Below are 25,951 nucleotides of genomic sequence, written 5' to 3' on the forward strand. Positions count from 1 at the left end.
CAGTCCCCCGCGTCGTACGAGTCCTACCGTTCCGGGCAGCACTAGGACCCATGTCAAGTCCCCCGAGTTCACCGGCGCACCGAAGTGCTCCGACAGACAGGGGTCCCGAACGGGTCCGTGATCATTATTGCACGTGCCGCTTCCGCAGGCGTGCAACGAGTGCAACCCAGAGTGGCCCGACGCGTATTCCCTCTTCCGAGTGCAGCACGCGGCGGGTCCGACGGCGGGCGTGCAGGAGCATCCCGACGCCGAAACCGACCACGACGTACTGCACCGTGAGGGCGATCCGGAAGTTCTCCCAGGCGAACACCGTGGTGCCGGTGGCCCGTGCGGCCGCGTCGAGCACGACGCCGATCAGGTACATCATCACGAAGGCCGCCAGGAACCCACCGACGTTCACCACTCCGTTCGCCGAGCCGAGCGAGCCGACCGGGTTGAAGGTCCGGGCGAAGTCGAAGCCGATGAGCGAGCCGGGCCCGCCGATCCCCATCGCGACGACGAGCAGCACGAGCAACCACGTCGGTGGGTGCCCGGGCCAGAGCAGGATCGCCGTCCAGAGCACCGCGAGCAGGACGACCACGCCGAGCACCAGGTTCGACCGGCGCATCGGGAACCGCGCGCAGAGCACGCCGAGCACCGGACCAGCGACGAACCCGACGACCACGATGATCGTGAGGAACCCAGCCGCCGCACCCGGGGAGTACCCGAGCCCCCGGAGCATCGGGACACCCCACAGCAGTGAGAACACCGTGCCCGAGGACTGCGTGACGTAGTGCGACCAGAACCCGAGCTGTGTGCCCGGGCGGCGGAGCGCGTGCCCGAACGTGCTGAACGCGGCACCCCACGAGTGCGGCAGCGGGATCGTGTCCGTCCGCACCGGCACGGGACCGTTCCGCACGAAGACCGCTGCGAGCACCAGACCGACAGCGCTGGCCGCGGCCGCGACGCCGAACGCCGGGGTCCAGCCCACCGTGTGCAGGAGCACCGCGAACGGGAACGCCGACAGGATCTGGCCGATCTGCCCGAGGTTGCCCGTCCACTGCGAGATCTGCGGCAGGATCCGGCCGCTGAACCACATCGGCACCAGTCGGATCACCGAGATGAAGGTCATCGCGTCGCCGGCGCCGACGAGCACCCGCCCCGCGACGGCCGGCCCGATCGACGGGGACACGGCGACGATCGCCTGTCCGACGACCAGCAGCGCGGCTCCGAGGAGCACCAGCCGGCGCGGGCCCACGCGGTCGAGGGCGATCCCCACCGGGATCTGCAGCCCCGCGTAGACGGCGATCTGCACCACGGCGAGGGACGACAGGACGGCGGCGGAGACGGCGAACCGGTCCTGCGCATCGACACCGGAGACCCCGAGCGAGGACCGCTGCACCACGGCGAGGACGTACGCGAGGACCGCGACACCCCAGATCAGGAAGGCACGACGGGAGTTCACCGGACCAGGCTACCGACGCGTCCCCGCGTCGATACGCGACGAGCGTCGTCGACGTGCGTCACGTCGTGCGGGCGACCGGAGGACGGCCTGGAGGCGCGGTGCGGGGCCGCCACGAGCCTCCAGGCCGTCCTGAGGGGACGTCCGGATCCCGCGACGGTCAGTCGGTCGCGTCGCCCTGGGTGCGCCGGTCGGCCAGGAAGCGCTCGAGCTCCGCCGCGATCGCGTCCGCGGTCGGTACCTCACCGTCGACGCCGGTGAGCGGCGAGGCGACGGGGTTGCCCTCCATGTAGGTGTCGTGCCGCTCCTCGAGCACGGAGACGAGTCGCTGCAGCTCGGCGTTGCCGGCGACCTGCTCGTCGACGCGCGTGAGGAACTCGCGACCCGACTCGCGCAGGGCGTCCGTCGGGAAGAAGAGCCCGGTCGCGGCGGCGATGCCGGACAGCGCTGCGACGGCGGCGTCGGGGAACTCGGTGTCGGACAGGTAGTGGGGGACGAGCAGCACGAGCCCCGTGACCTGCGCACCCGTCTCGGCGAGGCGGTGCTCGACCAGGTGCAGGACGTTCGCCGGCGCCTGGGTCTCGGGCTTCCAGACGCTCATCTGCTCGACGAGGTCGGCCCGGGTGCCGGAGACGGTGAGGCTGATCGGACGGGTGTGCGGGACCGGCATCGGGATGGACTGCACCCACGTGGTGTCAGCCACCTGCAGGTCGTCGGCGAGCCCGGTGACGGCGCGGACGAAGCGGTTCCACTGGAAGTCCGGCTCGTAGCCCGACAGGAACAGGAACGGCTGGCCGATCTCGTCGCGCACCAGGTGCAGGGCCAGACGGGGCGGCTCGACGGCGCTGATGTGGTCGTGCTCGAAGGTGATGACCGGGCGACGGGCCCGCCAGTCGAGCAGCACGTCGGGGTCGAACTCGGCGACGAGCTCGGTGTCGAGGTCCTCGAGGATCGAGTTCGTCACCTGCGCGACGGCCGAGCCGGCATCGGCGAAACCGGTCAGCCCGGCGACCAGGTGCAACCCTGCCGGCACGGTCGGTGCGTCCGCGTCGAACGTGTAGAGCTCCTCGGGGTGGTTCACCGTCCCCATGCTAGGCGGGGCCTCCGACGTCCCCGGTGCGCGACGACCACGCCGACAGCGAACAGGCCGTCGGTAGGGTTGGAGCATGGTCCGACCGACGCTCTCCACCACCAGTTCACCCCCCGAGACCACCACCGCCGACGTGCTCGTCGTCGGGGTCCGTCCGGGCTCGTCCGGCGAGGCCGACAGCGCCGCTGTGCTCGCCCCCACCGCGCTGGGGACGATCGACGCCCTCGCCGACCTCGACCTCGCCGCGATCGGGGTCACCGGGGCGAAGGACCAGCTCGTCCGCCTGCCCGCCACCGGCGTCGGTGCGAAGTCGGTCGCGCTGATCGGGCTCGGGTCCGCCACGGGTGCAGCGGCGATCCGCGCGGCCGCCGGCAGCGCCGTCCGCCAGCTCCCCCGGGTGGACTCGATCACGCTCGCCCTGCCGACCGACTCGGCCGAGCTCGTCGACGCCGCGCTCGAGGGCGCAGCGCTCGGCGCGTACGCCTTCACACGGCACAAGGGCACCGGCACCAAGGCCCCGGCCCGCGGCGACCAGCGCATCGAGGTCCTCGCCCCCGCCGACGTCGCCGCCGACGCCGCCGTGCGCCCCGCGATCGTCGCCGACGCCGCGTCGCTCGTGCGCGACCTCGTGAACACCGCCGCGGGCGACCTCGGGCCGCAGGACGTCGCCGACGTCGCGACCGGGTTCGCCTCGGACCTGCCGCTCACCGTCGAGGTCCTCGACGAGCAGGCGCTCGAGGAGCAGGGCTTCGGCGGCATCCTCGGCGTCGGCCGCGGTTCGGCGCGTCCCCCGCGCCTGGTCGTGGTCCGGTACGCGCCCGAGTCCGCCACCAAGCACCTCGCCCTCGTGGGCAAGGGCATCACCTTCGACTCGGGCGGACTCTCGCTCAAGCCCGCGGCGTCGATGCTCGGCATGAAGACCGACATGACCGGTGCCGCCACGGTGCTCGCCGCGACCGTCGCCGCCGCCCGCCTGGGACTGGACGTGCGCGTGACCGCGTGGCTCGCCCTCGCCGAGAACATGCCCTCCGGCACCGCGACCCGCCCGGGCGACGTCCTGACGCTGAAGAACGGCACCACGGTCGAGGTCACGAACACCGACGCCGAGGGCCGCCTGGTGCTCGGCGACGGGATGGCCGCCGCGTCGCTCGAGCAGCCCGACGCGCTCGTCGACGTCGCCACGCTGACCGGTGCCCAGGTCGTCGCGCTCGGCGACCGCACCACCGGCCTGATGGGCAGCGACGACCTCGTCGCGAAGGTCCGTGCCGTCGCCGAGGGCGTCGCGGAGCCGATCTGGCCGATGCCGCTGCCCGAGGAACTCGAGGCCCGGCTGTCCAGCGACGTCGCCGACATCGTCAACGCCACGGTCGGCAACCCGGCCGGCGGCATGCTGCTCGCGGGCAAGTTCCTCGAGCGCTTCGCCGGCGAGGGTGTCCCCTGGGCGCACCTCGACATCGCGGGTCCGTCGGAGAACAAGGGCGGCGGGTACGCCTGGTTGGGCAAGGGTGCGACGGGCGTGATGGTCCGGACGCTCATCGCTCTCGCAGAAGACCTCCAGTCCGAGTAGTAGGTTTGGTACCGGTGGGAACGGCGCACCGACGCGCCTCCCACCGGTACTGCACGGGACGGGACCGGAACCACGCGGTCCGACCGTCGGACGCCGCCCTCCGCGGTGTCCACGTAGGGCCCGATCGGCCCGACACGCACGAGGGAGTTGCACCAGGTGACGGAACAGACTTACGACGTCGTTGTCCTCGGTGGCGGGAGTGGTGGGTACGCCGCTGCGCTCCGGGCCGCCGAACTCGGCATGAGCGTCGCGCTCATCGAGGGCGACAAGCTCGGAGGGACGTGCCTGCACCGCGGCTGCATCCCGACCAAGGCGCTGCTGCACGCCGCCGAGATCGCCGACGGCACGCGTGACGCCGAGAAGTACGGCGTCATCGCGGAGTTCGCCGGTGTCGACGTGCCCAAGGTGATCGACTACCAGCAGGGCGTCATCAACTCCAAGTACAAGGGCCTGCAGGGCCTGATCAAGGCCCGCGGCATCACCGTGGTCGAGGGCTGGGGTCGCCTGACCTCGCAGAACACCGTGCAGGTCGGCGACCAGACCGTCACCGGCAAGAACATCGTGCTCGCGACCGGCTCCTACTCGAAGTCCCTGCCCGGGCTCGAGATCGGCGGCCGCGTGATCACCTCCGAGACCGCGCTCCGCATGGACTACGTGCCGAACAAGGTCGTCATCCTGGGCGGCGGCGTCATCGGCGTCGAGTTCGCCAGCGTCTGGAAGTCCTTCGGCGCCGAGGTCACCATCGTCGAGGGCCTGCCGCACCTGGTCCCCGCCGAGGACGAGTCGATGTCGAAGCAGCTCGAGCGCGCGTTCCGCAAGCGCGGCATCGAGTTCTCGCTCGGTGTCCGGTTCCAGGGCGTCGAGCAGCACGAGAACGGCGTCGTCGTCACGCTGGAGGACGGCAAGACCTTCGACGGTGACGTCCTGCTCGTCGCCGTCGGCCGTGGCCCGGTCACGCAGAACGTCGGCTACGACGAGGTCGGCGTGGCGATGGACCGCGGGTTCGTCACCACGAACGAGCGTCTCGCCACGAACATCCCGAACGTCTACGCCGTCGGCGACATCGTCCCCGGCCTGCAGCTCGCGCACCGCGGCTTCCAGCAGGGCATCTTCGTCGCCGAGGAGATCGCCGGCCTCAACCCGGTGGTCATCGAGGACAAGAACATCCCGAAGATCACCTACTCCGACCCCGAGGTCGCGTCGGTCGGGCTCTCGCAGGCCAAGGCCGAGGAGCAGTACGGCGCCGACAAGGTCGACTCGTACGAGTACAACCTGGCCGGCAACGGCAAGAGCCACATCATCGGGACCTCCGGCTCCGTCAAGGTCGTGCGCGTCGTGGACGGCCCCGTCGTCGGGGTCAGCATGATCGGTGCCCGCGTCGGCGAGCTCATCGGCGAAGCCCAGCTCGCCGTGAACTGGGAGGCCTACCCGGAGGACATCGCTCCCCTGGTGCACGGTCACCCGACCCAGAACGAAGCCCTCGGCGAGGCGTTCCTGCACCTCGCGGGCAAGCCGCTGCACGCGCTGTGACCGGCACCGGTCCGCGCACTGTGACAATGACACCAACAACCACTGCAATCCCCCGCGAAGAGGAGTCCACCCGATGAGCGAATCCGTCAACCTCCCGGCGCTCGGCGAGAGCGTCACCGAGGGCACGGTGACCCGATGGCTGAAGAACGTCGGTGACCGGGTCGAGGTCGACGAGCCGCTGCTCGAGGTCTCGACCGACAAGGTCGACACCGAGATCCCGTCGCCGATCGCCGGTGTCGTCGAGGAGATCCTGGTGCAGGAGGACGAGACCGTCGAGGTCGGCACCGCCCTCGTGAAGATCGGTGACGGCTCCGGCTCGTCCGATGGCGGTTCGGACTCGTCCGACTCCGGCGCCGACGACGCGAACGCCGCCGCTGCCGACGCCGAGGAGCCCGAGGCCGCTCCGAGCACGGAGCAGGAGGCCGAGACCCCCGCACCCGAGCCCACCGGTCGGCCGCCCCCGCCGGTCAGACGCAGCCCGCCGCCCCGCAGGCACCGTCCGCCCCGCCCGCGGCAGCGCCGGTCCCGGCCGCCGCGCCGGTCCCGCCGCCCGCAGCCGCACCGCCGGCAGCCGTGCCGGCCCAGGCCGCTCCGGCAGCCGCGCCGGCTCCGGCGTCCGCGCCGAGCTCCACGGCCGCCGCCGCGGTGCCGAACCCCACCCAGGACGGCGCGGCCTCGGGCTACGTCACCCCGCTGGTGCGCAAGCTCGCCAACGAGCAGGGTGTCGACCTGTCCACGGTCACGGGTTCCGGTGTCGGGGGGCGCATCCGCAAGGAGGACGTCCTGGCCGCCGCCGCGAAGGCCCCGGCCGCCTCGGCTGCAGCAGCACCCGCCACCGCGTCCGGCCCGTTCGTCGCCGAGGTCTCGCCGCTGCGCGGAACCCGCGAGAAGATGACCCGCCTGCGCAAGGTGGTCGCCGAGCGTGCCGTGCAGTCGATGACCTCGACCGCACAGCTCACGAGCGTCGTCGAGGTCGACGTCACGAAGGTGGCGCAGTTCCGCGACGCCCACAAGGCGGAGTTCCTCGAGAAGACCGGCTCGAAGCTCTCCTTCATGCCGTTCTTCGCCCTCGCGGCGTCCGAGGCGCTGAAGGCCCACCCGAAGATCAACTCCACGGTCGAGGGCGACGAGATCGTCTACCCGGAGACCGAGAACGTCTCCATCGCGGTGGACACCGAGCGCGGCCTGCTGACCCCGGTCATCAAGGACGCGGCCTCGCTGGACCTGGCGCAGTTCTCGAAGTCCATCGCGGACCTCGCCGAGCGCACCCGGAACAACCAGCTGAAGCCCGACGAGCTGGCCGGCGGCACGTTCACGCTGACCAACACCGGTTCGCGTGGCGCGCTGTTCGACACCCCCGTGGTGTTCCTGCCGCAGTCGGCGATCCTCGGCACCGGCATCGTCACGAAGCGCCCGGCGGTCGTGAAGGTCGACGGCCAGGAGGCCATCGCCATCCGCTCGTTCGTCTACCTGGCGCTGTCGTACGACCACCGGATCATCGACGGTGCGGACGCCTCGCGGTACCTCGTCGCGGTGAAGAACCGCCTCGAAGAGGGCAACTTCGCCCCGAACCTCGGGTACTGATCACCAGCAGCACGGCCGACGGCCCCGGTTCCCCTCGTGGGAGCCGGGGCCGTTGCCGTGTGCGTCCTCGGTACGGCGTCACCCGGCGCATCACCCGCCGCCGAGCAGGGTCAGGGCGGCGACCACCGACCCGACGGTGACGACGAGCCCCACGAGCACACGGCGGAGCGGGAGTCGTCGTCCGGCTCCGAGTGGGGCGCCGTGCTCGACCACGTCCCGCAGTCGCTCGAGCAGTCCGTCCTGCCCGTTCGGTGTCGGAGGTCCGGCGAACACGAGGTCGCTCGGCACGGGGGCCCACCGGAACGGCCGGGGCGCGGCGGCGGCACGGACGACGTCGAGTGCTGCTCGTGCGCTCGGCCCGTCGCCGTCGAGGGCGTCCTGCAGTGCCCCGAGCACCGGGGCCTGGGCGAGCTCGGCCGCGTCCACCCGATCCCACACGGTCCGGGCTGCGAGCACGAGGGTCCGGGTCGCATCGGTCGCGTGCGCGGTGCGCGTCGGGTGCGCGGTGCGCGTCGGGGTCGTCGCGTTGGTTTGGTTCGTCGGGGTCGTCGTGTTCGTCGCGTTCGTCGGGCGGTCGCAGAGCACGACCGCCCCGGCGTCGTCCACCAGCACGTCGTCGACACCGGCGACACCGAGCAGGACCGCGCCGTCGTGCACCGCCACCAGGAGTTCCAGGAGCGGGACCGTGAGGGTCACCGCGACGCCGGTGGTCGGCGTGCCGAGCCGGTCGAGCGCCGGCACGAGCGGCGTACCGGTCGGCCGGTCGAGTTCGACCACGAGACGCCCCGTCGGGGTCCGACCGACCGCGGCCACCGGGACGAGGTGGCGCTCGGCGGCCGCGGAGCGGTCGGCGACCCACGTGAGCACGTCGTGCTCGTCGTCGGTCGCGATCCAGCGATCCGGGTGGTGGTCGGTGCTCATCTCCATGGTGACCAGCGTGGCGGTGGCGCGGTGGGCCTCCAGGCTCTCCCACACCATCTGTGGACAGGACGTGTTCGCGCACAGCCGGACACGCGACGGTCTCCCCCGGCGCACGGAGGCCGTATCCTGTTCGCATGGCACGCAGCTCTTCCACAGACAAGAAGGCGAAGGAGCCGGGGCGTCTCAAGCAGATGTTCCAGGTCTTCCAGATGACCCGAAAGGCCGACCCGTCGTCGGTCTGGTGGTTCGCCCTCGCCTTCGTCGGTCCGGTCGTCCTCGGTGTCCTGCTGGCGCTGCTCCTGCCGGGGCAGAACTGGCTCGCGATCGTCCTGTGGATCGTCGCCGGTGTGCTGCTCGGTGTACTGCTCTTCCTCATCGTGCTCGGTCGTCTGGCCGAACGTGCCGCGTACTCGCAGATCGAAGGCCAGCCCGGCGCCGTCGGTGCCGTGCTGTCGAACTCGCTCCGTCGCCAGTGGCGCTCGAGCGAGATGCCGGTCGCGGTGCACGGTCGCTCGCAGGCAGCGGTCTACCGTGCCGTGGGTCGCCCGGGTGTCGTCCTGATCACCGAGGGCCAGCGCGGCAACCTCACCCGCCAGGTCGGCGAGGAGCGCCGCAAGGTCCAGCGCATCGTCCCGAACGTCGCCGTGCACGTGCTGCACGTGGGTGACGGGACCGGTGAGAGCCTGACGCTGCACAAGCTGCCCCGTGCCATGAACAAGCTCAAGAAGTCGCTCAACCGCAACGAGGTCCTGGCGGTCGCGAACCGTCTCGACTCGCTGACGCAGAGCCCCGCAGCATCGATCCCGAAGGGCATGGACCCGATGCGGGCCCGCGCCGGACGGCCGCGCTGAACGACCCCCCACCCACGAGGACGCCCCCGACCAGATGGTCGGGGGCGTTCTCGCGCGTGCGGGGGTGCGATCTCGCTCGAAGCCAGTCCTGCATGGTGCGGGGTTCCGTACTCGGTGCGGGAAGAGCAGGCGCGCACCGAGTACGGAACCTCGCACCAGCCGAACGGCCCCGGCTCAGCGCCGGACGAGCACCGTCCCGGCGATGCGGTCGTGCGCACCCCGGCTGTCGCGGTCGATGATGAGCGCCGGTACCACCAGGCAGAGCAGCACCGTCCGGAGGATCGGCCGCCACACCCCCACGTAGCCGCCGCGCATCGGGACGACCCGCAGTCCGACGCAGATGTGCCCGAACGACCCGGACAGCAGGCAAATGAACACGATCTGCAGCACGGCGAAGATGGCGATCTGCACCCACGAGTGCGCGATGTCGCCGGAACCGTTGACCGGCGACCACACACCGGTCACGTAGGCGACCAGGTCAGCCAGCGCGCCGTCGATCAGCAGCGCGACGACCCGCCGGCCGATCCGCCCGACGCTCCGCGGCCCGGACTCGGGCAGTCCGAGGTCCTTGCCCGGCCACCCGTCCGGGTGCTCGGAGGGCGCGGACGGGCTGGGGGTGCTGCGGGCCATGGTCTCCAGCGTAGGCGACGGCCCGGGCGTAACACGCCCGAAACAATCCAGTCATGTCCGGGAAACCCCGTGTCAATAGCCTCGTCGGAGGGTGCCTTGACCGGTGCCTCCGACATCACCCAACCCATTGGAGATCGGCCCCATGTTCAGCGATTCCTCCGAGGTCCTGGCCTTCATCAAGGACACCGACGTCAAGTTCCTCGACATCCGCTTCACGGACCTGCCCGGTGTGCAGCAGCACTTCAACATCCCGGCATCCACCGTCGACGAGGACTTCTTCTCGGTCGGCCAGCTGTTCGACGGCTCCTCGATCCGTGGGTTCGCGTCGATCCACGAGTCCGACATGCAGCTGATCCCCGATGTCACCACGGCGTACGTCGACCAGTTCCGCGCCGAGCGCACGCTCATCATGATCTTCGACATCTACAACCCGCGGAACGGCGAGATCTACGGCCGTGACCCGCGCCAGGTGGCGAAGAAGGCCGAGAAGTACCTCGCGTCGACGGGCATCGCGGACACCGCGTTCTTCGCCCCCGAGGCCGAGTTCTACATCTTCGACGACGTCCGCTACTCGGTCACGCAGAACGAGTCCTTCTACGCGGTCGACTCCGAAGAGGGCGCCTGGAACACCGGTCGCGACGAAGAGGGCGGCAACCTCGCCAACAAGACCCCGTACAAGGGCGGCTACTTTCCCGTCTCGCCGGTCGACAAGACCGCCGACCTGCGCGACGACATCACCCTGAAGCTGATCGACGCCGGCTTCGAGCTCGAGCGCTCGCACCACGAGGTGGGCACGGGCGGCCAGCAGGAGATCAACTACAAGTTCGACACGATGGTCCACGCCGCGGACGACATCCTGAAGTTCAAGTACATCGTCAAGAACACCGCTGACCAGTGGGGCAAGGTCGCCACGTTCATGCCGAAGCCGCTCTTCGGCGACAACGGCTCGGGCATGCACACCCACCAGTCGCTCTGGTCGGACGGCAAGCCGCTCTTCTACGACGAGAACGGCTACGGCGGGCTGTCGGACCTCGCCCGTTGGTACATCGGCGGCATCCTGAAGCACGCCCCGGCACTGCTCGCCTTCACCAACCCGTCGATCAACTCGTACCACCGTCTGGTCAAGGGCTTCGAAGCCCCGGTCAACCTGGTCTACTCGGCCGGCAACCGCTCGGCGGCGATCCGCATCCCGATCACGGGCACCAACCCGAAGGCCAAGCGAATCGAGTTCCGCGCGCCCGATGCCTCCGGCAACCCGTACCTCGCATTCGCCGCGCAGCTGATGGCGGGCCTCGACGGCATCCAGAACCGCATCGAGCCGCACGAGCCGGTCGACAAGGACCTCTACGAGCTCCCGCCGGAAGAGGCGAAGGGCATCCCCCAGGTCCCCGGCTCCCTCGACGAGGCGCTCGACGCGCTCGAGGCGGACCACGAGTTCCTCACGAAGGGCAACGTCTTCACCGAGGACCTCATCCAGACCTGGATCGACTACAAGCGCGAGAACGAGATCCTCCCGCTGGCCCAGCGCCCGCACCCGTTCGAGTACGAGCTGTACTTCGGCGTCTGAGTCCCGCTGACCGACGAAGGGCCCCGCACCGTCAGGTGCGGGGCCCTTCGTGCGTGCCGGCCACGGTTCGGGGTGAGCGACACCTCACGGGCTGCGCCAACCCGTGCGGTGTCGCCCAGCGCGAGAGGACGCGGCCACCGGGAGCGCGGGTGCGGACGCGACCGACTGGTGGCCCGGTGCCGGTCCGTCGGGCGGGCGCCGGGCCTCCAGGCGGTCGCGACGCACGTTCCTTCCCATCGCAGCTGGACTGGAAAGCGGAATCGGGCGTACCTGGTCAGAACTTCCGACCAGGTACGCCCGATTCGACCAGGTACGCCCGATTCGACCCGGTACGCCCGAATCGACCAGGCACGCCCGGAACCGCCCGGCGGCCCCGGGCGCACGGGAACGGGGCCCGCGCCGCCCGGCACGGACCCCGTCTCGCGAACGGTGACTAGCGGCTCGTGGCCAACGCGTCGTTCGTCCCCGCTGCGACGCTCACGGGTGCACCCGTGACCGGCGTGGGACGTCCCAGGGAACGGACGGTCCACCCCGCTTTCACCCAGTCCGAGACCGGGAGGCAGTTGCGCGCGTCGATGACGACGCGGCGCCCGACGAGGTCTCCGAGGGCGACCGGGTCGGCGGTGATGATGTCGTCCCACTCGGTGAGCACGAGGACGACGTCGGCGCCCTCGATCGCGTCCGTCATCGAGGCGGCGTAGCTCAGCGTCGGGAACGAGCGCTTCGCGGGCTCCATCGCCTCGGGGTCCCAGAGCGTCACCTGGGCGCCGCGGAGGTGCAGCGCAGCGGCGACGTTCAGCGCCGGGGAGTCACGGACGTCGTCGGTCAGGGGCTTGAACGCGGCGCCGATGACGGCCACGCGGCGGTTGAGCACCGATCCCCCGGCCGAGTCGATCGCCATGTCGATGACCCGCTGGCGCTGCCCCATGTTGATCTCGTCGACCTGCTGCATGAGGCCGACGACCTGGCCCGCGCCGATCTCGTTCGCGCGGTACATGAGCGCCCGGATGTCCTTCGGCAGGCAGCCGCCGCCGAAGCCGAGGCCGGCGTTGAGGAACTTCCGGCCGATGCGGGCGTCGTGGCCGAGGGCGTCGGCGAGCGTGGAGACGTCGGCACCGGTGATCGCACACATCTCGGAGATCGCGTTGATGAACGAGATCTTCGTGGCGAGGAACGCGTTGGCGCTCACCTTGACGAGCTCCGCGGTGGCGAGGTCGGTGGTGATGACCGGGGTGCCCTCGCTGATCGGTGCGGCGTAGACCTCGCGGATCACGGCGTCGGCTGCCTCGGAGGCTCCGCCCCAGACCAGACGGTCCGGGTGCAGGGTGTCCTCGACGGCCTTGCCCTCACGCAGGAACTCGGGGTTCCAGATGAGTTCCGCGTCGATGCCGGCGGGGGTGAACTCGCGGACGATGCCGCGGAGGCGCGATGCCGTCCCGACCGGGACCGTCGACTTGCCGACGATGAGGCCCGGGTGGGTGAGGTTCTCGGCGACGCCACGGGTGGCGCTCTCGACGTAGGCCAGGTTCGCCGCGTGCGACCCGGCCTTCTGCGGGGTGCCGACGCAGACGAAGTGGACGTCCGCAGCGGCGACGGCCGAGGCGATGTCCGCCGTGAAGCGGAGCTTACCGCTGGCGACGTGCTTCGTGATGAGCTCGGGCAGCCCGGGCTCGAAGAACGGGACCTCACCGGCGGACAGTGCGGCGAGCTTCGACGGGTCGATGTCGACACCGATGGTCTCGAAGCCCATCTCGGCCATGGCGGCCGCGTGGGTGGCGCCGAGGTAGCCGGTGCCGATGACGCTGATGACGGGTGCGGGACGGGTGTCGGCCGATGCGGTCGACTTCTTGGACTCGCTCATTGCGTGACCTCCTGCAGGTCGTAGTCGATGTCGTTGCGCTTGATGCCCTCGGCGAAGGCCTTGAGGGAATCGGCGCGGGAGTTGAGACGCCAGTCGTTCGTGGTGCGCTTGCCGTCGACGATGGTGGTCGCGGTCTCGCTGAAGTACGCGAAGCCGACGATGTCCTTGTTGGCGGGGTCGGCCAGCGCATCGAAGAGCGAGTTGATCCACTGCGTCTTCTGCGGGTTCCCGACACTGGTGCCGGTCTCGGTCGCCCCGATCTCGTTGAGCATGATGCCCTTGCCCGGCGCGATCTGCCGGAGCTGCGCGAGCGTCGCTCCGAAGGTCGTGGCGAACGTCGGCTGCTCGGTGGCGTCCCGGTAGTAGCCGCTCATGCCGACCCAGTCCACGTAGTCAGCACCCGGGTAGTACTGCTGCATGTAGTCGAGCGTCTGGTACTTCGTGTTGCCGAGCTTGTCGATGCGGCTCGGGGACCAGTCCCAGATGACGTACTTGTTCGCGCCGTTCGCCTGGAAGACGTCGTGCACGTGCTTCCACATCTTCTTGTAGGAGCCGACGGGGTTCTTCTGGGCGTCACCCTCGGCCCAGTTGTACCAGGAGCCGTTCATCTCGTGGTCGAGACGGATGACCATCGGCTGCCCGTTGGCCGCCAGCGCCTTGGCGTACTTCGTCAGGTAGGCGTCGAACGACCCGCCGGAGATGTCGTCGTTGGTGTACCCGGGGACGTACTTCTGGTCGTTGCCGGTCTGCGCCGGCACCGTCTCCCACGTCATGAGGGGGACGCGGCCGTTGGCCCAGGAGCGCTGCACCGCGGTGGCGTTGAACTCCTGGTCGAAGCCCTGGAAGAAGCCGGTCATGTTCGACGCGGTGCCGACCTGACGGGAGACCTCGTCGTACTCGGCCCAGTTGAACGGGGACTGCGCGGTGTACAGGCCGTACCAGCGCGACTGCTGGCCGAGGATCTCGGCCTTCGTCGGCGTGACGACCGGGGTGGCACCCGGGTCGGTCGAGGGGCCGGGGTTCGGCTTCGACCCACCGCCGTTGCCCGAACCCGAACCGCTGCCCGACCCGTTGTCGGACGAACCCGAACCGGACCCGCCGGCGGAACCGGCACCGGACCCGCCGGAACCCGAGCCACCGCTGCCGGAGCCCGCGGCGTTGACGTTGGACGAGCCTCCCGAGCCCTTCGCGGCACCGAGCTGGGACTGCAGCGACGCGATCTGCGCCTTGAGTTCCGAGATCTGTTCGCCGCGCGACCCGGCCTGGGCCGTGCGGGAGTCGAGCTTGCCCTCGAGCGACCAGATTCGCTCCTGGGCGGCGTCGAGCTGCGTCTGCAGCTCGGCGGCGGACACCTTCTTGGCCTTCGGCGCCTCGACGCCGAGCGCCTGGTGCACGGCGGTCGAGACGGGGCCGGTGGGCGAGATCCACACCGACCAGGTGATGAGGCCGAGCGCCAGCACGATCGCCGTCGTGCCGATGGCCGTCCGGCGGGCGTGCTTGCTGGACTGCGCCCACCAAGCACTCGAGGAACGGATGATGTCAGACAATGAGGAACGCCTCCAGGGCGAAGATCGCGATGCCGATCACGTACGGGATCGCTGCGTACGGGTTGTACCGGCGGGCTCGGGCGGGGGCCGGCGCGGCTGCTCGCTGGGCCTCCTGCTGCGCGACCGCGGCTGCGGCCTCGCGGCGGGTGGCGAGGACGGTGGTGGTGGAGTTGGTCGCCGCGTCGGCGCCGAAGAGCTCGTCGAACGCGCGGTCGACGGCCACCTGGTCGACGGTGTCGAGCGGAGCGGACGAGCCCGAAACCGAGCCCGCGGAACCTGCGTCCGCGCCGGTCATCCGGGCACGTTCGGCGTCGATCGGGCTGACCGGGACCTGCGCGGTGGAGGACAGCGGCTGGACGGCGTCCGCCGGGGCCTCCTGCATCGGCCCACCGGCGTAGGCGCCGGCTCGGGTCCCCCAGCCGGACGCGTGCGCCAGCCGGAAGAAGCCGATGAGGCGGATCGGCATCAGGAAGAACGTCGACACGATGATGAACATCGGCAGGCGGAAGAAGTCGCTCGGCTTCTCCGACAGGTGCCGCATCTGGCGGATCGCCATGCTCAGCACGCTCGAGATCACCATGAGCGCCGCGACGTAGACGAAGCCGGTCGAGAAGCCGTACTGCGACAGGATGCCCTGGTACAGGTTCTCGCCCTGGCCGGTGAAGGCGCGGTAGATCCAGCCTGCGATCACGCCGAAGAGCATGAACGGCAGGATGATGTCGGTGATGAAGAACGCCGCCAGGATCGGGGCGTGGCCGAGCATCCATGGCAGCATCCGCAGCGTGTTGTACTGCGAGCCGCGGGCCCAGCGGAGCTGCTGCTTGAACAGCTTCTTCACCTGCAGCGGGGCATCCGTGTAGACCAGCGACGTGTACTGGTAGACGGTCCGGTACCCCTCCTTGAGCGTGAGGTTCGTCAGCGTCCGGTCGTCGGAGACCTCGAGGAACACGCCCATGAACTTCTCGTGCATGAACCGGTCCATCACCCGCATGAGGATGCTCCGGCGGAACGCGATGGTGCGCCCGGGCAGGCAGCCGATCTGCCCGAGGACACTCTGTGCCGGCATCGAGTAGAGCGCGCGCGAGTTCTCGAGCCAGTCGGCCCAGCGGGTGATCCAGCTGCGCTCCGGCTCGAGGATGCGCTGCCGGGTGGTCACGCCACCGACGGACTCGTCGGCGAACGGCCTGAGGAGTTCCTCGAGCGCGCCGGGGGTCCAGACGGTGTCGGAGTCGACCAGCACGGTGATGTCGCCGTTGGACATCTCGGTGCCGACCTTGACGGCGTTGCGCTTGCCCGGGATGGGCGTGTGGGTCCAGCGGACGAGCGGGGCGAACTCGTCGCAGACCTCTTCGAGTGCCTCGTTGCGGGCACCGTTGATGACGACGATGATCTCGCCGGGCTGCTGCTCGACCATGCGGCCGATGACGTCGCGGAACAGGTCGAGCGGTTCGTCCACGACGGGGACGACGACGCTGGTGGTACCGACGAAGGTGCCGGTGAAGGGGCGGTAGCGGGCGGAGATGACGACCTTGAGCAACCAGAGCAACCAGATCACCGCGGAGTACACGGCGAACAGGTAGAACTCGGGGTGCCCTTCGACCATCTGCCTGATCTGCAGAATGAAGGTGAACACTGATCCCTGCTTCAACGTTCGAGGTGGAGATTCCGCTTCATCGGGGAATCAGGGCCGGTTCGGGTGATGCAATTGATGCAGAACCTGAACGCGCGCGCAACGGGGCCCCCGTCCGGGGGCGTTACGGGCGCGTTACGGGGTACACACTGGTCCCCCTCTTCGCCGGTCGGAGCGGTCCCCCGTCGTGCTGACAGCACTCCTGCGGACCGCGCGGCAGCGGTGGCTGGCCCCGATGGGCGACAGGTGCGGCCTGGAGGCACGGGTCGGGCCAGACGGAAAGCCCAGATCAGCAGGTGGTCAGGTGGCGTGTCGGGGGGCACCGGAAATGGTCCCCTGGCGGTCCGGTGGGAGTTCGGTCACGGCACGGTAACGAGCCGGGCTCCGTTTCGAACAGGGGTACGAACGGGATGTCGCCGGGGGACGCCGCGCGACACGGAGAATTAACCTTCGAAGGCTGCTCAGGTCGGGTCCGTCCGGAGACGTCCGGGCGTGTCGCGCGGTGCTCTGCGTGGTGTCGCAGGCGACGCAGCGTCGTGTCGGGGGCGGGTCAGGCGACGCAGCGTCGTGTCGGGGGCGGGTCAGGCGCCGTAGAACTCGCGCTCGAACACCTGTCGGGCGCGCCGTGTGACGCCGAGGTAGTCGTCCTCGAGGCGGCTCGCGGAGCCCGGCGGGTACTCCATCAGACGGGCGACCCCCTCGAGCTGGACGCGGTCGACGGGCAGGACGTCGGTGGTCTTCCCAGACCACAGCACGAGGGCACTGCGGGTGCGCGACGCGAAGCGCCAGGCGGCCCCGAGCCGCTCGCCGTCCTCGGCGCCGACCAGTCCGGCTTCGACCGCGGCGTCGAGCGCCTCGAGCGTCGACGTGGTCCGGAGCGACGGGATCTCGAGCGCGTGCTGCAGTTGCAGGAGCTGCACGAACCACTCGACGTCGCTGAGCGATCCACGGCCGAGCTTGAGGTGCCGGGCGGGGTCGGCGCCGCGGGGCAGCCGCTCCGACTCCACGCGGGCCTTGATGCGGCGGACCTCACGCACCTGGTGGTCGTCGATCCGCTCCGGGTACCGGGTGCGGTCGGCGAGGTGCTCGAAGTCGCGCAGGAGCTGTGCGTCGCCGACGGCCCCGCGGGCGCGGAGGAGCGCCTGCGCCTCCCACGTGAGCGACCAGCGGGCGTAGTAGGCGCCGTAGGACTCGAGCGTCCGCACGACGGGACCGTTCTTGCCCTCGGGGCGCAGGTCGATGTCGAGGTCGAGCGGGTGGATCGTGTCCTCGGTGAGCCGGTTGAGCTCGCGCACGATGGTCTGGGCGGTCCGGGACGCGACCTCGGGGGCCAGGTCGGGTGCGCGGTACACGTACAGCACGTCGGCGTCCGAGCCGAAGCCGAGCTCCCGCCCGCCGTACCGGCCCATCGCGATGATCCCGAACTCGAAGCCCTCGGGGGCGTCGCGACGGGCGAGCGCGAGGGCACCGGCCAGGGTGGCCTCGGTGACGTCGCTCAGGGCCGGGCCCAGGCCGTCGACGTCGAGCGAGCCGAGCACGGCGGCCATGCCGAGCCGCAGGGTCTCCCGACGTCGAGCCGACCGGAGCAGGGCCGCGGAGCCGTCGACGTCGTTGCCGTGCCGGGCGGTGGTCGCGGTCATCTCGGCGAGCAGGGCGTCGATCGGCCGCGGACGCAGGAGCGCCTCGGGTTCGTCGAGCCAGGCGACCGCCTCGGGGAACCGCTCGAGCAGCCCGGACAGGAAGGCCGACTCGGACAGCACCGTGGTGAGCGAGTGTGCGGCACCGGACGAGTCGCGCAGCATGCGGAGGAACCAGCTCGACTCCCCCAGGCCGTCGCTCAACCGGCGGAAGGCCAGCAGGGCACGGTCCGGCGCCGGCCCCTCGGCCATCCAGCGCAGGAGCACGGGGAGCAGGTTCCGCTGGATCGCCGCACGCCGACTCGTGCCCTGCGTGAGGGCGCGGATGTGCCCGACGGCGCCGGTGGGGTCGACGAACCCGACACCGGCGAGCCGGTCGACGACCTGGTCATTGGTCAGGACGATCTCGTCCTCGGTGGAGGCCACGGCGGACAGCAGCGGCCGGTAGAACAGGCGCTCGTGCAGCCCGCGGACCTCGAGCTTCACGGCACGCCAGCGGGCCTCGAGCGCCGGGGCCGACGCGGCGACACCGCTCGACCGGGCGAGCACCCGCAACTCCTCCTCGTCGGAGGGCATCAGGTGCGTCCGCTGCAGACGCCGGAGCTGGATGCGGTGCTCGAGCACCCGGAGCAGGGCGTAGTCCGGCCCGAACCGAGCGGCCTCGGCACGGCCGACGTACCCGGCGTCGGTCAGGGCGTCCATCGCCTCGAGCGTCGACCGGACCCGCACGGACGGGTCGTCACGGCCGTGCACGAGCTGCAGGAGCTGCACGGTGAACTCGACGTCCCGCAGGCCTCCGGGGCCGAGCTTGAGCTGGCGGTCGACGTCGGCGTCGGGGATGTGCTCGGTCACCCGCTCGCGCATGCGCTGCACCGACTCGACGAACCCCGGCCGGGTGGAGGAGTTCCACACGAACGACGCGACGGCCTCGGCGTACCGGGCACCGAGGTCGGCGGACCCGGCGATCGGGCGGGCCTTGAGCAGCGCCTGGAACTCCCACCCCTTCGCCCAGCGCTCGTAGTACGCCACGTGCGAGTCGAGGGTGCGGACGAGTGCGCCGTCCTTGCCCTCGGGCCGGAGGTTCGCGTCGACCTCCCACAGGGCGGGCTCGGCGGCGAGGTCGGTGATCGCGTGCATGGCGGCGATCGCGATGCGGGTGGAGACGAGCACGGCCCGGTCGGTGGGGACCTCGTCGGTGGGCTCGGTGACGAAGATGACGTCGACGTCGCTGACGTAGTTGAGCTCGCGGGCACCGGCCTTGCCCATCGCGATCACCGCGAGCGGGGTCGCCGCGACGTCGGCCGCGGGGAACGGCACCTCGCGCCGGGCGATGTCGACCGCGGCGTCGAGGGTGGCTCCCGCCAGGTCGGCGAGGCCGGCAGCCACGGCCGGGAACGCATCCGTCGGCACGGGGTGCAGCACGTCGAACAGGGCGATCTGGGCCAGGTGCCGGCGGTAGCGCACCCGCAGGCGCATCCGGGCGTCCTCACCCGTGGCGCCGTCGACGGCCTCGGCCAGCGACGCCGTGTACCGCTCCTGCGACCACGGTTCGCCGACCGGTTCCAGCAGCAGGGCGAGCTCCGCCGGACGCCGGTGCAGGAACTCCCCGAGCCCGATCGACGCGCCGAGCAGGCGGACCAGGCGCTCGGTCGCCGCGTCGTCCGTCAGGACGGGGCGGAGCTCGTCCGGCGCGCGCTCGAGCAGCCGCTCGAGCATCCGCAGGGCGCCGTCCGGATCAGCGGTGCCGCCCCAGAGCGCGGCAGACCCGGCGACCGGCAGCGGCACGTCGGGGCCGAACCGGGCCTCCAGGTCGGCAGCCCGCTCGAGGCTCTCCGACAGCTCCGCGAACCCCAGACGGGCCAGCTCCGAACGTGACGTCGTCGTCCGACCGGTCATGTGGAACGTGCTCCCGAGGGGTCAGGGCGCTCGGCTCTAGAGCGCGCCGAGGTTGGTGTCGAGCTCGAACGGGGTGACCTGGTCGCGGTAGCGCTTCCACTCCTGCCGCTTGTTGAGCAGCACGAAGTTGAACACCTGCTCGCCGAGGGTCTCGGCCACCAGCTCGGAGTCCTCCATCAGGCTCAGGGCGTGGTCGAGGCTCGCGGGCAACTGGCTGTAGCCCAGGGCCCGGCGCTCCGAGTCGCTGAGGCTCCAGACGTTGTCCTCGGCCTCGGCGGGGAGCTCGTACTCTTCCTCGATGCCCTTGAGGCCGGCGGCGAGCAGCAGCGAGTACGCCAGGTACGGGTTCGCCGCCGAGTCGATGCCGCGGTACTCGATGCGCGAGGACTGGCCCTTGTTCGGCTTGTAGAGCGGCACGCGCACCAGGGCCGAGCGGTTGTTGTGGCCCCAGGTCACGAAGGACGGGGCCTCGTCGCCGCCCCAGAGCCGCTTGTACGAGTTCACGAACTGGTTCGTCACGGCGGTGATCTCCGGCGCGTGCTTGAGCACCCCGGCGATGAAGTGCTTGGCCGTCTGCGACAGCTGGTACTGGCCACCGGCCTCGTAGAAGGCGTTCTGGTCGCCCTCGAACAGCGAGACGTGGGTGTGCATGCCGGAACCAGGCTGGCCCGAGATCGGCTTCGGCATGAACGTCGCGTAGACGCCCTGCTCGATCGCCACTTCCTTCACCACGGTGCGGAAGGTCATGATGTTGTCCGCCATCGTCAGTGCGTCGGCGTAGCGGAGGTCGATCTCGTTCTGCCCGGGGCCGGCCTCGTGGTGCGAGAACTCGACCGAGATGCCGAGGTCCTCGAGCATCCGGACCGACCGGCGACGGAAGTCGTGCGCGCTGCCGCCGGGCACGTTGTCGAAGTAGCCGGCCTGGTCGACGGGCTGCGGACCGCCGTCCTTCCACTCGCGGCTCTTCAGCAGGTAGAACTCGATCTCGGGGTGCGTGTAGAACGTGAAGCCGCGGTCGCTCGCCCGCGCCAGGGTGCGCTTCAGCACGTTGCGGGGGTCGGCCACGGCGGGCTGCCCGTCCGGTGTCGTGATGTCGCAGAACATCCGAGCGGTGGGGTCGATCTCGCCCCGCCACGGCAGGATCTGGAAGGTCGAGGGGTCCGGGTGCGCCAGGACGTCGGCCTCGTACGAACGGGTGAGGCCCTCGATCGCGGAGCCGTCGAACCCGATGCCCTCGGCGAACGCGCCCTCGACCTCGGCCGGGGCGATCGCCACCGACTTCAGCGTCCCGATGACGTCCGTGAACCAGAGTCGGATGAACTTGATGCCGCGCTCCTCGATGGTGCGGAGCACGAAGTCCGTCTGCTTGTCCATGCACGACCTTTCCGTGTATCGGGTGGCCGCTGGCGGGCCTCGTCCCAGGCTAGTGGTCCGGCGGTGTGCGCGGGGCCGTGCGACGCGCCGTCACCGGGGCGTCGCACGGGGCGCCGTCGGGGTGCCGGCCGCGGTGCCGGCCGCGGTGCTCAGCGGTCCTCGGCATCCCACTTCTCGTTGTTCGCGGCGATGCGGTCGAGCGCGTGCTGCGCCTCCTCTCGCGTCGCGAACGGGCCGATCCGGTCGCGCTGCGGGGACTGCGGGCCCTGCTCGACCTGGCCGGTCTTGTCGTTGAACCACCACTGGGACTCGATGCGGTCTTCGCTCATGCGGCCCACCGTACCCACGTCGCGGTGCCGGCGGACCGGTGGCGCGGTGGCTCCACGCCGAGACTCGGCTCTCCGGACGTCTTCCGGGTCGCGCGTTCCGGGATCTGTCCGCCGGTCCGAGACTCGGCTCGCCCTGGAGGCCCGGTGCCGGTCCGGCGGACCGGCACCGGGCCTCCAGGCAGTCACGCTCACGCCGTCGGGCCGCACCCGGGGGGCGGTTGCGTTCGGCGCGTCGCGCCGCGGCTAGAGTGGTCCGCATGCCCCGGGACCAACACGGACACCTGACCGCCGGCCGCATCTCCCCGCACCGCGCCGTCCCGAAGGACATCGAGCGTCCGGAGTACGTCGGGAAGGTCGAGCCCCACGAGCACGGTCTCGGTGACACCTACACACCGGACGAGGTCGAGCGCATCCGCGTCGCCGGACGCATCGCGTCGCAGGCCATCGACGCCGTCGGCGAAGCGATCCGCCCCGGCGTGACCACCGACGAGCTGGACCGCATCGGGCACGAGTTCGTCGTGGCCCACGGCGCCTACCCCTCCACGCTCGGCTACCGCGGCTACCCGAAGTCGCTCTGCTCGAGCCTCAACGAGGTCATCTGCCACGGCATCCCCGACGACACCGTCCTGCAGGAGGGCGACCTCGTCAACATCGACATCACCGCCTACAAGGACGGCATGCACGGCGACACGAACCGCACGTTCGTCGTCGGACAGGCCGCGCCCGAGGTGTCGGACCTGGTGACACGGACCGAAGAAGCACTGCGTCGCGGCATCAAGGCCGTCGCCCCGGGCCGGCAGGTCAACGTGATCGGTCGTGCCATCGAGGCGTACGCGAAGCGCTTCGGCTACGGCGTCGTCCGCGACTACACCGGTCACGGCGTCGGTCGGGCGTTCCACTCCGGCCTGATCATCCCCCACTACGACGCACCGCAGTACGACACGGTGATCGAACCCGGCATGGTGTTCACCATCGAACCCATGCTCACGCTCGGCGGCATCGAAGCCGACATCTGGTCCGACGACTGGACCGTCTCGACCCGCGACAAGTCGTGGACCGCGCAGTTCGAGCACACCCTCGTCGTCACCGAGCGCGGCGCGGAGCTCCTCACCGTCTCCTGACCGGACACCTCCGGCAGGCAACCGAAAGGCACGACAACCTCATGACCTCCCTCGCAGTCGGCGTCGACATCGGTGGTACGGGCATCAAGGGCGCGATCGTCGACGTCGCGTCCGGCGCCCTCACCACGGACCGCATCAAGAAGGCCACGCCCGAGGGCGGGAAGCCCCAGGACATCACGGCGGTCGTCAAGGAGATCATCGGCGAGCTCGCCCCCGGTGACGACGTGCCCGTCGGCGTCTGCTTCCCGGCCATCGTGCGGGACGGCAAGACGATGTCCGCCGCGAACGTGTCGAAGAAGTGGATCGGCTTCGAGGCCGAGGCGCTGTTCGAGAAGGAACTCGGCCGCTCCATCCACTTCGTCAACGACGCCGACGCCGCCGGGTTCGCTGAGCAGCAGTTCGGTGCGGCCAAGGGCAAGGACGGCCTCGTCATCGTGACGACGCTCGGCACCGGCATCGGCACCGCGCTCATCAACGACGGCGTGCTCATCGTCAACTCGGAGCTCGGGCACCTGGAGATCGAGGGGCACGACGCCGAGTCGCGCGCCTCGTTCGCCGCCAAGGAGCGCGACGACCTGTCGTGGAAGCACTGGGCGAAGCGCCTGCAGAAGTACTACTCGACGCTCGAGGCCCTGCTCTCCCCCGAGCTCTTCGTCGTCGGCGGCGGGGTCTCGAAGCAGTACGAGGAGTTCCTCCCGCTGCTCGACCTGCAGGCCGACATCATCCCCGCGACGCTCCGCAACAACGCCGGCATCATCGGCGCCGCGACCCTGGCGGCGCGCAGCGTCTAGTCCGGTTCGGATCGGCGTGCCTGGTCGCGGGCGTGCTTGGTCGCGGGCGTGCCTGGTCGCGGGGGTCCCTGGTCGAATCGGGCGTACCTGGTCGCGGGCGTGCCTGGTCGAATCGGGCGTACCTGGTCGGAACTTCCGACCAGGTACCCCGTTCTCATCAGGTAGCAGTGTGGGTGGGGCGCCCCTCGCATCGGGCATCGCGGAGCCGGGTAGACTCGCTCCAGCGAATGGGTCGGTGAGACGGTCGCGTCGCTCCCCCGGGAGCGCCGAGGAACGTCCGGGCTCCACAGAGCAGGGCGGTGGGTAACACCCACCCGGAGCAATCCGCGAGACAGTGCCACAGAAAGCAGACCGCCGGCGGAGACGTCGGTAAGGGTGAAACGGTGGTGTAAGAGACCACCAGGGGTCCGGGTGACCGGATCCGCTCGGTAAACCTCGCCCGGAGCAAGGTCAGACAGAGGACGTTGAGGCTGCTCGCCGAGTCCTCGGGTAGACCGCTGGAGGCCGACGGCAACGTCGGTCCGAGAGAGATGGCCGTCACCGCCGTGCAACCGGCGGGACAGAACCCGGCGTACGGCCGGCCCATTCGCCCCCCTTCTCCGTGCCGCGTCGGCCCGCGCGGGCGGCGCGCGCGGTCACGACTCCCCGCTCAGGTTCGCCGAGCGGTCGCCAACTGTCTGCCGACACGACCGCAGCCGACAGTTCGTGACCGGCCGACGGCACCCACGCGACGCGTTGCGACCAGCCCACGACGGACGGGAGGCGCGATGCGGCGCCGCCACGGGCCTCCCATCGGGCGGCGCGCGCGGTCACGACTCCCCGCTCAGGTTCGCCGAGCGGTCACCAACTGTCGGCCGGCACGGCCGCAGCCGACAGTTCGTGACCGGCCGACGGCACCCACGCGACGCGTTGCGACCAGCCCACGACGGATGGGAGGCGCGGTGCCAGCCGGCACCGCGCCTCCGGCCCGGACGTCGCTCGCGACTACAGCCCGGACTCGGCCGTCCGCACCAGGATCGCCTCGCTGTCGGGGCACAGCACCACGTCGTCGGGCGCAGCCCGGCGGATGGTCTGCAGGTCGGAGTTGTTGAGCGCCACGCCCGAGGCCGTCGACACGCCGCCCTGCAGCAGCGAGGCACCGAAGCCGTAGCGCGCACGCTGCCGGTCGTACAGGGCGAGCAGCTCGGCCGGCACCTTGGCGGCGACGTCGGCACGGGCCTGCTCGGCGGACTCTCGGTCGGCCGTGAGCCGGGCGATCTCCGCGTCGCGCTCGGCGACCAGGCCACCGCGGGCGGCCTCGACGTCAGCGAGCTTGGCCTCGACGTCACCGACCCGGGCGCGGAGCCCGTCGAGGTTCTCCATGATCTCGAGCTCGGCGGTCTCGAGGCCGCCGATGCGCCGCTGCAGCGAGTCGAGCTCGCTCTGCAGTCCGGCGGCGTCCTTCGCGTTCGCGACGTTCTGCAGCATCGTGGTGTCACGTTCGACACGGGCCTGTGCCACGGCGGTGTCGGACTCCAGGCGGGCGAGGTCGCGCTCGGCGTCCTCGACCTCGCCGGTGGCGGCGACGAGTTCACTCCGGAGCGCCGCGGCCTGCTTGCTCAGCTCGGTCAGCTGGTCGCCTTTCTGCAACGACGTGATGCGGTGGGCGATGCGGGTGACGTCGTTGTCGAGACGCTGGACGTCGAGGAGGATGACCTGGTCCTCGGGTGCTGCCTTCATGGTCAGGCTCCTTCTGTGGGGGTGGTGGGTTCGGCGGCCGGCAGGACGGCGAAGTCCCACGGGTCGGTGCGGAGGTCGCTCACGGTGACGCGGACCCCGGCCCGGGTGCGCAGCTGCTCCGCGGCGACGTCGAGCCAGAGCCACTCGGTGGCCCAGTGCGAGGTGTCGATCAGCGCCGGCCCGCCGCCGAGCAGCGCCTGTTCGCGGAACTCCGAGGCCGGGTGGTGCCGCAGGTCGCTCGTGATGTAGACGTCGGCGTCGAGCACGGCGGGGTGGCCGAGCAGCGAGTCGCCGGCACCCGCGCACAACGCCACGGTGCGGACGGGCCGGTCGAAGTCACCGGAGACGCGGACGCCGGTCGCGGTGGGCGGCAGCAGGTCGACGAGCTTCCGGGCGAGGGCGCCGAGGGTCGTCCCCTCGGGCAGCACCCCGACTCGGCCGATGCCCGTGTCGGGGTCGGCTCCGGCGTCGAGCGGGCGTTGCTCGGTCAGCCCGAGGCGGTCGGCGAGGACGGCCGAGGTGCCGGTCGTCACGACGTCGGCGTTGGTGTGCGCCGCGAGCAGGGCGCTGCCGCCACGCACGAGGGTCGCGAGGACGCTGCCCTTGTAGGTCGACTCCGCGATCGTCGTCACCCCGCGGAGCAGCAGCGGGTGGTGCGTGAGCAGGAGCCCGGCGCCGAGTTCGACGGCTTCACGGGCGGTGGCCGGGACCGCGTCGACGGCGAGGTGCACGCGCTCGACGGTGGCGTCCGGGTCACCCGCGACGAGCCCGACGGAGTCCCACGACTCGGCACCGGCGGCGGGCCACAGGTCCTCGATCACGGCCTGGAGTTCGCGGAGCGTCGGCATCCCGTCAGTGTACCGAG

Annotated in this window: 18 protein-coding genes, 1 other RNA gene and 1 pseudogene; 8 read left to right on the forward strand and 12 right to left on the reverse strand. The window is 70.7% G+C overall.

Annotation, left to right across the window (positions count from 1 at the left end; all coding sequences use genetic code 11):
* Positions 1-124: 124 nt before the first annotated feature.
* The gene (locus tag DEI85_RS09005) at positions 125-1,444 is read right to left on the reverse strand and encodes an MFS transporter (RefSeq protein WP_110859575.1); all 1,320 of its coding nucleotides are present in this window, start codon (positions 1,442-1,444) and stop codon (positions 125-127) included.
* 157 nt (positions 1,445-1,601) lie between these two features.
* Positions 1,602-2,531 carry a proteasome assembly chaperone family protein gene (locus DEI85_RS09010; protein WP_110859574.1) on the reverse strand — a complete coding sequence of 310 codons (930 nt, stop codon included), beginning with the start codon at positions 2,529-2,531 and terminating at the stop codon, positions 1,602-1,604.
* Positions 2,532-2,607: 76 nt separating this feature from the next.
* Here DEI85_RS09010 and DEI85_RS09015 point away from each other — a divergent pair, with 76 nt between their 5' ends.
* From DEI85_RS09015 to sucB, 3 genes and pseudogenes are all read left to right on the forward strand, one after another.
* Positions 2,608-4,098, forward strand: a complete 1,491-nt coding sequence (locus tag DEI85_RS09015) for a leucyl aminopeptidase (RefSeq protein WP_110859573.1) — start codon at positions 2,608-2,610, stop codon at positions 4,096-4,098.
* A gap of 156 nt (positions 4,099-4,254) precedes the next feature.
* On the forward strand, positions 4,255-5,628 hold the full coding sequence (gene lpdA / locus DEI85_RS09020) for a dihydrolipoyl dehydrogenase (protein WP_027465458.1): 1,374 nt from the start codon (positions 4,255-4,257) through the stop codon (positions 5,626-5,628).
* A 73-nt stretch (positions 5,629-5,701) separates the two neighbouring features.
* Positions 5,702-7,212, forward strand: a pseudogene (sucB, locus tag DEI85_RS09025) (2-oxoglutarate dehydrogenase, E2 component, dihydrolipoamide succinyltransferase).
* Positions 7,213-7,302: 90 nt separating this feature from the next.
* On the opposite strand, the gene DEI85_RS09030 reads toward sucB, so the two are convergent.
* A complete protein-coding gene (locus DEI85_RS09030; RefSeq protein ID WP_146248971.1) occupies positions 7,303-8,139 on the reverse strand; it encodes a hypothetical protein in 837 nt (278 codons plus the stop codon).
* 128 nt (positions 8,140-8,267) lie between these two features.
* Here DEI85_RS09030 and DEI85_RS09035 point away from each other — a divergent pair, with 128 nt between their 5' ends.
* Entirely contained in the window at positions 8,268-8,984 is a 717-nt protein-coding gene (locus tag DEI85_RS09035) for a DUF4191 domain-containing protein (protein WP_110862249.1), read from the forward strand.
* Positions 8,985-9,158: 174 nt separating this feature from the next.
* Here the strand turns inward: DEI85_RS09035 and DEI85_RS09040 are convergent, their stop codons facing one another.
* Entirely contained in the window at positions 9,159-9,614 is a 456-nt protein-coding gene (locus DEI85_RS09040; protein WP_071244549.1) for an RDD family protein, read from the reverse strand.
* 142 nt (positions 9,615-9,756) lie between these two features.
* On the opposite strand from DEI85_RS09040, the gene glnA (DEI85_RS09045) reads away from it, so the two are divergent.
* Positions 9,757-11,181: a type I glutamate--ammonia ligase gene (gene glnA / locus DEI85_RS09045; protein ID WP_017886082.1), complete on the forward strand. Its 1,425-nt coding sequence runs from the start codon at positions 9,757-9,759 to the stop codon at positions 11,179-11,181.
* A 433-nt stretch (positions 11,182-11,614) separates the two neighbouring features.
* Here glnA (DEI85_RS09045) and DEI85_RS09050 read toward each other — a convergent pair whose 3' ends face one another.
* From DEI85_RS09050 to DEI85_RS09075, 6 genes are all read right to left on the reverse strand, one after another.
* Entirely contained in the window at positions 11,615-13,042 is a 1,428-nt protein-coding gene (locus DEI85_RS09050) for a UDP-glucose dehydrogenase family protein (RefSeq protein ID WP_110862247.1), read from the reverse strand.
* Entirely contained in the window at positions 13,039-14,589 is a 1,551-nt protein-coding gene (locus DEI85_RS09055) for a glycosyl hydrolase (protein WP_110862246.1), read from the reverse strand. The genes DEI85_RS09050 and DEI85_RS09055 overlap by 4 nt, the downstream gene beginning before the upstream one ends.
* Positions 14,582-16,222, reverse strand: a complete 1,641-nt coding sequence (locus tag DEI85_RS09060; RefSeq protein WP_111123053.1) for a glycosyltransferase family 2 protein — start codon at positions 16,220-16,222, stop codon at positions 14,582-14,584. Before DEI85_RS09060 ends, DEI85_RS09055 begins: the two co-directional genes overlap by 8 nt.
* A 578-nt stretch (positions 16,223-16,800) precedes the next feature.
* Entirely contained in the window at positions 16,801-19,752 is a 2,952-nt protein-coding gene (locus DEI85_RS09065; protein ID WP_110862243.1) for a bifunctional [glutamine synthetase] adenylyltransferase/[glutamine synthetase]-adenylyl-L-tyrosine phosphorylase, read from the reverse strand.
* A 36-nt stretch (positions 19,753-19,788) separates the two neighbouring features.
* Positions 19,789-21,126, reverse strand: coding sequence for a type I glutamate--ammonia ligase (glnA, locus tag DEI85_RS09070; protein WP_027465449.1), 1,338 nt, complete (start codon positions 21,124-21,126; stop codon positions 19,789-19,791).
* A 149-nt stretch (positions 21,127-21,275) separates the two neighbouring features.
* Positions 21,276-21,455, reverse strand: a complete 180-nt coding sequence (locus tag DEI85_RS09075; RefSeq protein WP_027465448.1) for an SPOR domain-containing protein — start codon at positions 21,453-21,455, stop codon at positions 21,276-21,278.
* 257 nt (positions 21,456-21,712) lie between these two features.
* Between DEI85_RS09075 and map the strand changes: the two genes are divergently transcribed.
* The 3 genes from map to rnpB all read left to right on the forward strand — a co-directional run bounded on the left by map (position 21,713) and on the right by rnpB (position 23,956).
* A complete protein-coding gene (map, locus tag DEI85_RS09080) occupies positions 21,713-22,576 on the forward strand; it encodes a type I methionyl aminopeptidase (protein ID WP_111123054.1) in 864 nt (287 codons plus the stop codon).
* Positions 22,577-22,617: 41 nt separating this feature from the next.
* Positions 22,618-23,367: a polyphosphate--glucose phosphotransferase gene (gene ppgK / locus DEI85_RS09085; RefSeq protein WP_027465446.1), complete on the forward strand. Its 750-nt coding sequence runs from the start codon at positions 22,618-22,620 to the stop codon at positions 23,365-23,367.
* Between the two features lie 228 nt (positions 23,368-23,595).
* Positions 23,596-23,956, forward strand: an RNA gene (gene rnpB / locus DEI85_RS09090) — RNase P RNA component class A.
* 395 nt (positions 23,957-24,351) lie between these two features.
* Here the strand turns inward: rnpB and DEI85_RS09095 are convergent.
* Together DEI85_RS09095 and DEI85_RS09100 are read right to left on the reverse strand one after the other, a co-directional pair.
* A complete protein-coding gene (locus DEI85_RS09095) occupies positions 24,352-25,086 on the reverse strand; it encodes a zinc ribbon domain-containing protein (protein ID WP_110862241.1) in 735 nt (244 codons plus the stop codon).
* 2 nt (positions 25,087-25,088) lie between these two features.
* The gene (locus DEI85_RS09100) at positions 25,089-25,934 is read right to left on the reverse strand and encodes a Nif3-like dinuclear metal center hexameric protein (RefSeq protein WP_111123055.1); all 846 of its coding nucleotides are present in this window, start codon (positions 25,932-25,934) and stop codon (positions 25,089-25,091) included.
* Between the last annotated feature and the right edge of the window lie 17 nt (positions 25,935-25,951).

The organism is Curtobacterium sp. MCBD17_026, from assembly GCF_003234895.2.
GTDB lineage: Bacteria > Actinomycetota > Actinomycetes > Actinomycetales > Microbacteriaceae > Curtobacterium > Curtobacterium flaccumfaciens.

Bases quoted from the DNA above. Each gene is read 5' to 3' on its own strand.
- DEI85_RS09040 (WP_071244549.1), bottom strand. From the start codon at position 9,614: ATGGCCCGCAGCACCCCCAGCCCGTCCGCGCCCTCCGAGCACCCGGAC.
- DEI85_RS09065 (WP_110862243.1), bottom strand. From the start codon at position 19,752: ATGACCGGTCGGACGACGACGTCACGTTCGGAGCTGGCCCGTCTGGGG.
- DEI85_RS09050 (WP_110862247.1), bottom strand. From the start codon at position 13,042: ATGAGCGAGTCCAAGAAGTCGACCGCATCGGCCGACACCCGTCCCGCA.
- map (WP_111123054.1), top strand. From the start codon at position 21,713: ATGCCCCGGGACCAACACGGACACCTGACCGCCGGCCGCATCTCCCCG.
- DEI85_RS09015 (WP_110859573.1), top strand. From the start codon at position 2,608: ATGGTCCGACCGACGCTCTCCACCACCAGTTCACCCCCCGAGACCACC.
- DEI85_RS09035 (WP_110862249.1), top strand. From the start codon at position 8,268: ATGGCACGCAGCTCTTCCACAGACAAGAAGGCGAAGGAGCCGGGGCGT.
- DEI85_RS09010 (WP_110859574.1), bottom strand. From the start codon at position 2,531: ATGGGGACGGTGAACCACCCCGAGGAGCTCTACACGTTCGACGCGGAC.
- glnA (WP_017886082.1), top strand. From the start codon at position 9,757: ATGTTCAGCGATTCCTCCGAGGTCCTGGCCTTCATCAAGGACACCGAC.
- DEI85_RS09100 (WP_111123055.1), bottom strand. From the start codon at position 25,934: ATGCCGACGCTCCGCGAACTCCAGGCCGTGATCGAGGACCTGTGGCCC.
- DEI85_RS09030 (WP_146248971.1), bottom strand. From the start codon at position 8,139: ATGGAGATGAGCACCGACCACCACCCGGATCGCTGGATCGCGACCGAC.
- DEI85_RS09095 (WP_110862241.1), bottom strand. From the start codon at position 25,086: ATGAAGGCAGCACCCGAGGACCAGGTCATCCTCCTCGACGTCCAGCGT.
- glnA (WP_027465449.1), bottom strand. From the start codon at position 21,126: ATGGACAAGCAGACGGACTTCGTGCTCCGCACCATCGAGGAGCGCGGC.
- ppgK (WP_027465446.1), top strand. From the start codon at position 22,618: ATGACCTCCCTCGCAGTCGGCGTCGACATCGGTGGTACGGGCATCAAG.
- DEI85_RS09075 (WP_027465448.1), bottom strand. From the start codon at position 21,455: ATGAGCGAAGACCGCATCGAGTCCCAGTGGTGGTTCAACGACAAGACC.